The following is an 8126-nucleotide window of genomic DNA, read 5'->3' as shown; positions in this document are numbered from 1 at the left end:
TTTTAGCTTTACTGGCAATCTTAAAAAGATGTTCCGGGTCGTTATCGTCTTCAGGGATGCCCGGGCCGTAAAAGTCATTGTTTAAATGTTCTACTTTTTGATCCCCTGCAAAAAGCATAAGCCTTCCGGTGCCATTTGTGACTTCTTCTAAAGTCTGTAAAAATTCTTTTCTTTTTCCTTGTGGGACGTCTGCGGGTAAATATTTTTCTAACATAATCATCTCCTTAATTTAATATAAAATCAGTCCGTAACCTATTGTTGCAATACCTAATATAAAAAGCCATATTGCCGAGGTTTTTGCAATTTTTTTACTAAAAATTAAAGCATAAAACGCTTTTAAAATATTGTTACTTCCTGCTGCTATTACTATTGCCGAAGCCAAAGAATTTACTGATATATGAAATTTGCCTGTAAGAATAGATAGTATAAAAGGATCAATATCCGTAAAGCCTACGATAAACGATAAGATTTTAAGTCCTATATTTCCGAAATGATTTGTTACGTAATGGGTAATTGCCATCATAGCCACAAAAAGAAAAGCAAATACAAAAGCGGTTCCAAGTTCAAGAGGATTTCTGTCATCAATAGGTGCGTTTAGAGATGATGTTTTTTTATATAAGAGGAATGCTGTGATTAAAGCAATTATGGCAAATAAAATCATAGGTACAGTAATTTTTTTTGCTATTTCTTTGTTAAAAATATAAGCAATTATTAATAATCTCAGATACATCATAGCCGTGGCGGTAATAATTGCCGAGTTGATAATACTTAACAGTTCATCTTTTGCGTTAATATTTAAAGCTTTTTTTGCTAAAACCACCGTTGTCGCGGTAGAGCTGTAAAGTCCTCCGAATATTCCCGTAATTAAATAACCTTTGTTTTTAAAAATAAATTTTTGAGCCAGGTAACTGCCGTAAGATATTGTTGAGATTACGACTACCACCAGCCATATTTTAAAAGGGGAAATACCTATATAATTTAAAGGTTCATCCGGAAGTATAGGCAATATAACAGCACTTAAAAGAATAAATTTTCCAAGCGTTTCAAATTCTTTTTCATTTATTTCATTTAATATGCTCCCGATATAACTTTTATAATTAAGAATAAATACTACTAAAACAAAAAGCAGGGCTATCATCCAGATTTGGTTATAAAGATGGATTAATCCTCCAAAACTGTAAACTATTGCCATAAGTAAAAAAGAGATAATGGAAGTTCTTTCTTTTTCGTTTTTAAAATAGTAGTGGATGGCATATAAAATACTAAGGGCGATAAATCCTGCAATGTAAAAATAAACAGAAATTTTATAAAAAATAAATCCCATTACTCCGATAAAAGTATAGGTTCTGGCTGAACCTACATGGGATTTTGATTTATTTACTCTGTAAGTTTTTAATTCAAGTCCTATAAGAAAAGAAAAAACGACGACCGTTAAAAAAGAAATCAAATCTTTAGGAATCAAATCATTCATAATACCTCTATTCCTTTTGTTTTTCTGTAATATTTTAAAATAGCCATTTTTACGGCGTCGTTAAATACAAACCAGCTAAGCGAATAGGCCCACATAAAAAGCCCCCATCCCCATCCGATAGGAGTCATAAGTCCAAATCCGTAAACGGCTATAATTGTTCCGATAACCCGTGTTGAGAATGTTGCTCCAAAAAGGATTAAAGAAGGCCACGGTTTTTTGAAAAACCAGTCATCAATCCTTGTATTGTAAATGGTTCCATGTCCTGCAATTACCAGTTTTGCAAAAAAGAGACTCTGGACAAATCCTAGCCATGATTTTTCATCATTTACATTAATCCAGTTAGGAACGTCAGGTAAAAACGCAAGACTTTCAGGATGGGCTTTTAGATAAACCATTGTTATGTAAAAGATTAAAAAGCTGCTTATAACCCCCGCAATTCCAAGCCAGCTTGAAAGCACGAGCATTTCATGCATATCCCATCTGACAGGTTTGCGTCTAATTTTTGTATTGTCGTATGCAATTGCCAAAATCGGGATATCATTTAAAAGGGCCAAAATAATAATCATTAAAGCGGTAATAGGGTAAAAATTAAAAATCACAATTGATAAGGTCATAAAAACTATAATTCTTATAGTTTCGGCAATTCTGAAAACCGTATAGCTTTTCATCCTTTCAAACGTAATTCTCGCTTCCTTAATGGCATCGATTATTACTTTAATTCCGGGAGCCATCAAAACAATATCGGCAGCCGCCCTTGCAGCATCCGTAGCTCCGCTTACGGCAATTCCCGCGTCCGCTTTTCGCAAAGCCGGAGCGTCGTTTACCCCGTCTCCCGTCATTCCTACAATATGGTCTCTTTTTTGAAGTTCATCTACTATAAAGTATTTGTCTTCAGGGAAAACTTCGGCAAATCCGTTTGCCTCTTCTATTATTTTTATAATTTCGCTTTCATGCCTTTTTACGCCGCCTTTTATTAATTTCTGTTCTCTTTCGATTTCTTTTTTTACAAGTTGTACTATTTCATTTACTTTTTTTTGAATTTCGTCTTCACTTAAATTCATAGCTTTCAGCAGTGCTTTGCTTATTATTTTGGCAAGTTCTACGTATTCGTCGTGAGTTTCGTTTTTAAGTTCTCTTATTGAATAAATGTTTTCACCGATTCCCAAAATTTTTGCAATATATCTGGCAACGGCCACATTGTCTCCCGTTACCATTTTAACTTCAACGCCTCTTTTTTTTGCTTCTTCAATCGCTTCTTTTGAATCGGGTCTTGGAGGGTCAAACAGAGGAATGAGTCCTAAAAAGTGAAATTTATTTTCATCGGCCAATTTATAAGCAACTCCTAATGTCCTAAAACCGTTTTGGGCAAATTCTTCTACTTTTTCATACGCCAGTTTTTTATGCTCTTCATTCAGGTCGCTTAGTTCTATAATTACCTGAGGGGCACCTTTTGTGGCTACAATTTTTTTCCCTTCTATTATTACGTAAGCTTCCGTTCTTTTTCTAACCGGGTCAAACGGAATAAATTTTAAAAGTTTAAATGGGGGAAGTTTTAGATTATGCTTTTTAGCCCATTCAAAAAGAGGGATTTCAATAGGGTCGTTGTTTTCTTTCCTGCTGGCAAGAAGTGCGTATTTAAAAAGTTCTTTTATATCATGGTTTTCTTCCACATAAGCTTCACCCACCGTCATTTTGTTTTGGGTCAGCGTTCCTGTTTTATCACTACATAAAACATCCATCCCCGCCATCTCTTCAATGGCGGCAAGACGGCTTACAATTGCCTGTTTTTTGGCAAGATTGAGTGCTCCGACAGCCATTACGACCGTCAGTACCGTAGGAAGCGCCACTGGAATTGCCGATACAGTTAAAACAAGTGAAAATTCAAGCAGCTCAAATATAGGTTCATGTCTTTTTATACCGTAAAAGATAATAATACCTACCATAAATATTGTGATTATTATCAAAAAATTACCCACATTAATAACCATTTTTTGAAAATGGCTTCTTTGGTTTTGTTCGGCTTTTGCAACAAGACCGACCGTTTTACCAAAATACGTATTAAGCCCCGTAGCTATTACAAGAGCCGTCATTTCACCCTGTTTTACGATTGAGTTTGAATATGCTATATCTCCCGGTTTTTTGGTTACGGGCAGACTCTCACCCGTAAGTGCGGACTGGTCTACCAAAAGATAATCGCTTCCTCCTATAAGCTTAACGTCTGCCGGGATAATGTCTCCTATTTTTATTTTTATAATATCTCCCGGGACTATCTCTTTTGCATTAATTTCCATCCATTTGCCGTCTCTAAGAACAATCGCTTTTCTTGCAAGTTTTTTCTTTAAAACTTCAATGGCGTTTAACGCTTTGTGTTCCTGGTAAAAATCAAGCCCCGCATTTACAAAAAGCATTATCATAATAATGGTAAAATCTTCCCAGTGGTGAACAAGCGCACTTAAGATAGCTGCAATCTCTATCATCCATGGAATGGGTCCCCAAAATCTTCTAAAAATTCTGTGCCATAAAGATTCTTTATTTTCCGGTATTTCATTTGGTCCGTATTTTTTTAATCTTTTTTTGGCTTCTTCGTTTGAGAGTCCTTTTTGTAAATCCGTTTGAAATTCGCTTGCTATTTTTTCAACGGGAATATCTTTGTATTCCTCAATTTTCATCTAAATCTCCTCAAAGCCCTGTCAATTGCTTCGGAGTATGTCGGATGAGGAAACACCGCTTTATCAAGCGTAGCAATATCCATTTCTCCGGCAAGCGTAGCTGATAATATTCCTATAATCTCTTCTGCATTCGGTGCGAAAATATCGGCCCCTGTGATAAATCCTTCATCATCTGCGTAAATCCTGAGAGTTCCTTCTTCATCACCTAAATAACTTCCGCTGATTCCAAGATGAGAAATCGGAAATTCCGCCGTTTTTGTAGAAGATACTCCGATACTTGCATAACTTAGCGGAAGTGTGTAAATAAATTTCGGAATATTGTTAAGATTTAATTTTTCTTTTTTGCCTAAAATTTGATTTGCTACATTTAGAGCCTCAGCCCTTGCCGCGTGTGCGAGCATAAGTTTTCCGTTACAGTCTCCAACGGCATAAACGCCCGACATTGTCGTTTTAAAATACTCATCCGTATCAATGCCTTTTGAAACTTTTATTTTATCCGTTTTTACAACATCCGTATTCGGCACTCTGCCGGCTGCGACTAAAAGATATTCGCTTGTGATTTCTTTGCCGTTAATTTCCATAACGGCTTTGTTGTTTTTGGTATAGGCTTTTGAAATAGGGGAGGAAGGCATTAAATTTACGCCGATTTCTTTTAGCTGATTTTCAAGTTTTTTGGTGATGATTTCGGGGAATTTCTTTGAAATGGTTTCGTGTCTGTAAATTAGATTGACCTTGCTTCCGATACTTGCAAAAAACGAAGCCATCTCAAGCCCAATAGCACCGCTTCCGTAGATTGATATCTCTTTTGGCGCTTTTTTAAATTCAAGCGCTTCTTTTGAAGTGATAATATGTTTATAATCAAATTCAATTCCCTCCGGTTTTCTAGGACGGCTTCCTGTGGCTATTATTATGTTTTTTGATTTTAATGTTTTGTTATTTACCTCAACGCCTTCATCCGTTACAAAACCTTCTCCTTCTATCAGCTCAACCCCTGCCGCTTTACATTGAGCCCTAACGGCTTTTGCGCTATTTTGGATATGGGATTTTATTTTTTCCTGAAGGTTGGAGAGGTTTATTTTAGCTTTGCCTTCAAAAACGTCTTCGCTCAGTTCAAGAAGTGTTTTGCCTCTGTGAAGGAGGTTTTTAGAGGGAATACAGCCGTTATGAAGGCAAGTGCCTCCTAAGTGGTTTAAATCTTTTTCTATAAGCGCCACTTTTTTGCCGGCTTTACTAAGAACAATTGCCGCTGCGTATCCAAGCCCCCCTCCTATTATTATTACGTCATACATTTTTAATTTCCTCCTTAAAATCATTTACGAATTTTGCCGCCTCAACTCCGTTTAGTATCCTGTGGTCTATTGTAAAAGTTACTTTAATTTCCCCTTCATTCATTTTTCCAAATGCCCCGATACCTGCGTCTTTGTCGTTTATAAGGGCGGTAAATCTCTCAATCCCGAACATTCCGAGATTGCTTATCCCAAAAGTGGAACCGCTCAAATCTTCAATAGTGAGCCTTTTTGTTTTTATCTCTTTTAGCCATTCATTTATTTCATTAAGGCTTTTTTCTTCCGCGTTTTTAATCACACACATATAAAGCCCATCGTCTCTGCTTACTGCCACTGAAATGTTTGAAGCAGGGTAGGTTAAGAGTTTATTTTCTTTTAAAACGCTTCTGGTTAGCGGATTTTTTTGCATGGCAAGTGCTAAAGCTTTTATAATCTGCGCGGTTAGTTTAATTCCCTCTTTTTTTGTAATGTTGATTTTTTCAAATATAAGAAAAGTTGGTTTTTTTATAGAATTTTGAACGTTTTTAATTACCGCAATTTGATTTGGGGTTAATTTTGTGATTTTTGGGATATTGTTTTGTTTGATATAGTTTAAAACCTCTTCACTTCTTATTTTATGGTCTAATTTAAAATTGTTTATATCAAGGTTGTATTCTTTTATAAGTTTGGCGGCTTTTGGAGTAAAATATTTTTTTATTATCACTTCGTCGATATCTTTTAAATGAGCCGGTTTTGGAAGTTCGCCTTTGTTTTGTAATTCTTCAATGTCAATTTCGTATTCGGCAGCTTTTTTCTTAGCAGCAGGAGAAGCGCTGCCGCTTACGTTTTTTGGGCTAGAAGAGATAATTTCGTTTAGAATTTCATCGATATCGACAGTGGTTTTTGTTTCTTCTTTTGGCTGTGTCTTCGGTTGAGGTTTTGTTTCTTCCGTTTTTGCCGCTTTTTGTTCTGTGTCGATTATTGCTATAGGGGTTTTTACCGGTACCTCCTCGCCAACATTTACCAAAATTTTTTTTACAACCCCCTCGACTCCCGCTTCGACTTGCATAGTGGCTTTGTCGCTTTCAATTTCTACAATTGGAGTCTCTTTTTTTACATAGTCTCCAACTTTGACCAGCCATTTGACTATTTTTCCTTTATCCATCGTGTCGCTGAGAATTGGCATTATTACTTTATATTCCATTTTCAGCCTTCCATTTAAGGATTTTTTTAACTATTTTATCGGGAGTAGGGATTGATAATAGCTCAAGTTTTCTGTTATATGGAATAGGCACGTCTTCTCCTGCAATTCTCAGAACGGGTGCGTCTAAATCATAAAAACACTTTTCTTGAATCTGGGCTACAATTTCAGCGCCCATTCCCCCGGTTTTATGGTCTTCTTCAACAATTACGCATTTTTTTGTTTTTTTAATTGAATTTGCTATTGTTTCAATATCAAGAGGTCTTAAAGAGTTTAAATCGATAATTTCCACATCAATTCCGGCTTTTCTCAGCTCTTTTTCGGCTTCAAGCACATCATATCTCATTTTAAGATATGTTATGATTGTTAAATCTTTTCCTTCTTTTACTATTTCCGCTTTAAAAGGGTCAAAATTTTTCAGTTCTTTAAATTCCATTTCCATCGGATATAAAAGTTCATGTTCTAAAAATACAACAGGGTCGTTTAGGAAAATAGCACTTTTAAGCCCGTAATAGGCATATGTGGCATTACTTGCCGCAAGTACTATAAGTCCCGGAATAGATGAATATAAAGTTTCATAATTTTCGCTGTGCTGTGCGGCAAGCTGACGGCTTACACCTCCTGGCATTCTGATTGTCAGTGGAATAGTCATTTTCCCGCCGCTCATATACCTGAATTTTGCCGCATGGTTTATAATCTGGTCCATCGCAAGCAGGGAGAAATTAACAGTCATAATCTCAGCTATGGGTCTAAGTCCGGCTATTGCCATACCTATTGCGTTTCCTACGATACTTAGCTCGGCTATAGGTGTGTCTATTACCCTTTTTTCTCCGTATTTACTGAAAAGCCCTTCACTTACCCTGTAACTTCCCCCGTATCTTCCCACATCTTCACCTAAAATAACTACACTCTCATCTGCCGCCATTGATTCGTCAATGGCTTTATTTAGCGCCTCACGGTAAAGCATTTTCACACTCCTTACAAAATACGTCTTCAAAAAGTTCATAATCTTCCGGTTCAGGCGAAGATGCGGCAAATTCAACGGCTTCATTTACCACTTTTTCAACCTTTGCGTCGGCTTCCTGGAAATATTTTTCATCCACGATTTCAAGCTCGAGCGCTTTTTTCTTTAAGTTTTCGATAGGGTCGCGGCGTTTAAATATTTCAATTTCTTCTTCGCTTCTGTATTTTCCCGCATCACTCATGCTGTGACCCTCGTATCTGTATGTCTCCGCTTCTATAAAATAAGGGCCAAGCCCGTTTTCTATATGCTCTTTTGCTTCCATAACAGCATTATAAACTTCACATACATCCATTCCGTTTATTCTTTTACTCGGCATATAGTTTTTGGCTTTGTTATAAAGTTCCACAAAAGGGCTGACCCATGAAATATGGGTCCCTATTGCGTAATAGTTGTTTTCTGCGAAAAATATAATAGGCAGCTTCCACGCACTTGCAATATTTATACTCTCAAAAAAAGCTCCCGCATTGCTTGCCCCATCACCGAATATTGCAAAAAC

At 36.6% G+C, this 8126-nt stretch carries 6 protein-coding genes and 1 pseudogene; all 7 read right to left on the bottom strand.

Features of this window, described 5'->3' with window-relative positions; all coding sequences use genetic code 11:
• Positions 1-220 (bottom strand): annotated as a pseudogene (locus ACXJH6_RS01880) (aldolase); the annotation flags it as partial.
• A 9-nt stretch (positions 221-229) separates the two neighbouring features.
• The gene (locus ACXJH6_RS01875; RefSeq protein WP_456470074.1) at positions 230-1471 is read right to left on the bottom strand and encodes an MgtC/SapB family protein; all 1242 of its coding nucleotides are present in this window, start codon (positions 1469-1471) and stop codon (positions 230-232) included.
• A complete protein-coding gene (locus ACXJH6_RS01870) occupies positions 1468-4140 on the bottom strand; it encodes a plasma-membrane proton-efflux P-type ATPase (protein WP_456470073.1) in 2673 nt (890 codons plus the stop codon). Before ACXJH6_RS01870 ends, ACXJH6_RS01875 begins: the two co-directional genes overlap by 4 nt.
• Positions 4137-5429 carry a dihydrolipoyl dehydrogenase family protein gene (locus ACXJH6_RS01865; protein WP_456470072.1) on the bottom strand — a complete coding sequence of 431 codons (1293 nt, stop codon included), beginning with the start codon at positions 5427-5429 and terminating at the stop codon, positions 4137-4139. Before ACXJH6_RS01865 ends, ACXJH6_RS01870 begins: the two co-directional genes overlap by 4 nt.
• The gene (locus ACXJH6_RS01860; protein ID WP_456470071.1) at positions 5422-6609 is read right to left on the bottom strand and encodes a dihydrolipoamide acetyltransferase family protein; all 1188 of its coding nucleotides are present in this window, start codon (positions 6607-6609) and stop codon (positions 5422-5424) included. Before ACXJH6_RS01860 ends, ACXJH6_RS01865 begins: the two co-directional genes overlap by 8 nt.
• Positions 6599-7573, bottom strand: a complete 975-nt coding sequence (locus ACXJH6_RS01855) for an alpha-ketoacid dehydrogenase subunit beta (protein ID WP_456470070.1) — start codon at positions 7571-7573, stop codon at positions 6599-6601. Before ACXJH6_RS01855 ends, ACXJH6_RS01860 begins: the two co-directional genes overlap by 11 nt.
• A partial coding sequence (locus ACXJH6_RS01850) for a thiamine pyrophosphate-dependent dehydrogenase E1 component subunit alpha (RefSeq protein ID WP_456470069.1) occupies positions 7560-8126 on the bottom strand: 567 nt, incomplete at its 5' end. The genes ACXJH6_RS01855 and ACXJH6_RS01850, both read right to left, overlap by 14 nt.

The organism is Caminibacter sp., from assembly GCF_053999135.1.
The sequence above is the reverse complement of the archived record's forward strand: the minus strand, read 5'-3'. Positions and strand labels throughout refer to the sequence as shown.

Coding starts and splice junctions, on each gene's coding strand:
- ACXJH6_RS01860 (WP_456470071.1), bottom strand. CDS start 6,609: ATGGAATATAAAGTAATAATGCCAATTCTCAGCGACACGATGGATAAA.
- ACXJH6_RS01855 (WP_456470070.1), bottom strand. CDS start 7,573: ATGCTTTACCGTGAGGCGCTAAATAAAGCCATTGACGAATCAATGGCG.
- ACXJH6_RS01865 (WP_456470072.1), bottom strand. CDS start 5,429: ATGTATGACGTAATAATAATAGGAGGGGGGCTTGGATACGCAGCGGCA.
- ACXJH6_RS01875 (WP_456470074.1), bottom strand. CDS start 1,471: ATGAATGATTTGATTCCTAAAGATTTGATTTCTTTTTTAACGGTCGTC.
- ACXJH6_RS01870 (WP_456470073.1), bottom strand. CDS start 4,140: ATGAAAATTGAGGAATACAAAGATATTCCCGTTGAAAAAATAGCAAGC.